General features: G+C 71.7%; 2 protein-coding genes. Both read left to right on the forward strand.

What is annotated here, in order from left to right; translation table 11 throughout:
* The first annotated feature begins 53 nt into the window (after positions 1–53).
* A complete protein-coding gene (locus FJ251_16220) occupies positions 54–878 on the forward strand; it encodes a hypothetical protein (protein MBM4119245.1) in 825 nt (274 codons plus the stop codon).
* 203 nt (positions 879–1,081) lie between these two features.
* Entirely contained in the window at positions 1,082–1,627 is a 546-nt protein-coding gene (locus tag FJ251_16225) for a methylphosphotriester-DNA--protein-cysteine methyltransferase family protein (protein ID MBM4119246.1), read from the forward strand.
* The last annotated feature ends 16 nt before the right edge of the window (positions 1,628–1,643 follow it).

Here is a 1,643-nt window from a genome sequence, read left to right on the forward strand (position 1 = left end):
GGCGCCTCTACCGCGATTGCGGCTACTCCAGCATTCATGCCTACGCCGAGCAGGTGCTGGGCTTCTCCCGCAACAAGACCTTCCAGTTCATCCATCTGGCCGAGAGTTTGGAGCACCTGCCGCAGCTACAGGACTCGCTGACTCGTGGCGAGCTGCCCTGGACGAAGGCTCGCGAAGTGGTGAAGGTGGCCACGTCGCAGACCGAGCGTCAGTGGATCGAAGAGGCGCAGCAACTGAACAGCCGCGCTCTCGAGGCACGCGTCAAAGAGGCGCGCGTGAGCACGCGGGCACTGCTGTCCGAGGCCAGCGGACAGGGGAGCTTGCTCGGGAGCCCGTTGCCGGCGGCCGCTGGCGCGGGGCTTGGCAGTAGCGCTCAGGCAGGGCGGAATCCGGGGCGGACAACAAGCGCCACCCCGCCCGCACCGATGGTCGCGGAGGCGACGCTGACCCTTCGTCTCCGACCGCTCGAACTCGCGCGCCTGCAGTCCATGCTGGACAGGATCCGCAAGGCAGGCGCCCCAACTGCTCGGCACCAGACTCGCGAGGAGCTTCTGGTCGCCGGACTGGACGCCCTCCTTGCCAGCCTGGAGGTCCCAGAGCGCAGTGCCACTGAAAGCGCCGGCGGCCAGTTGCCACGTGGCAACTCCGCCCCGTCCTATCAGGTGGTGATCTACCGCTGCGAGGTGCGTGGCGCCGCGCGCCTGCCCGATGGGCGAACCCTGGCGCCGGCGGTGGCCGCAACAGCGCGGCGAACCCGATCGCGCTCCGCGCGGCCTGCCATCGACTCCTGCACGAACGCGGCGGGGGGTTTGCTGCTACGCTTCCGGACGCGGGCCTGCCAATGGCGGCCTTGCCGAAGACCGGCTGATTGGCGGTAGGCCGGCCCGTCAAACATCCGCAATGGACGAGGAGCCGCAGGTGCGCTGGCCTGGCGGCGGATCGAAGCCAGGCGGCCGCCACCTTGGACGAGCGCGGCCATCCGCCGCGGCAATTGCCCGCCCGCAAATCGGTGGCGGCGGCCCCGCGCACCTGACTAGAATCAGGCAGGCGCGGCGGCCTCCCCGCCGCGCGGGAGTGCGCGATGTCCCTCAGCCCCCGCCGCATGTACGCCGCCCTCGTCGCCAGCGACGCCGCCTACGACGGCCGCTTCTGGGTGGGCGTGCGCACGACGGGCATCTACTGCCGGCCCTCCTGCCGCGCGCGCAAGCCCCGCTTCGAGAACCTGCGCTTCGCGGCGTCGAGAGAGGAGCTGGCGGCCGCGGGCTTTCGGGCTTGCAAGAAGTGCCATCCCGAAACCTGGCCGGAAACGGCGCCCGCCTGGCTGCCCGTCCTGCTCGAGCACATGCGCGCGCGCTGTCCCGAGCCCGTGCACGAGGGCCGGCTCGCGGCGCTGGCCGGGCGGGACATCTCGAGCGTGCGGCGCGCCTTTCGGCGCTACCTCGGCGCGAGCCCGATGGCCTATCAGCGGCGCCTGCGCCTGCTCGTCGCGCGCGAGCGCCTGGTGGCCGGCGAGGACGCGCTGGCCGTGGGCCTCGCCTGCGGCTTCGACTCGGACAGCGGCTTTCGCGCCGCCTTCCGGCGCGAGTTTGGACTCACGCCCGGCGCCCTGCGCCGAGGGGGTGTTTGATGGATCGCCAGCCGAT

It is taken from the genome of bacterium (genome assembly GCA_016873475.1).
GTDB lineage: Bacteria > Krumholzibacteriota > Krumholzibacteriia > JACNKJ01 > JACNKJ01 > VGXI01.

Bases quoted from the DNA above. Each gene is read 5' to 3' on its own strand.
- FJ251_16225 (MBM4119246.1), top strand. From the start codon at position 1,082: ATGTCCCTCAGCCCCCGCCGCATGTACGCCGCCCTCGTCGCCAGCGAC.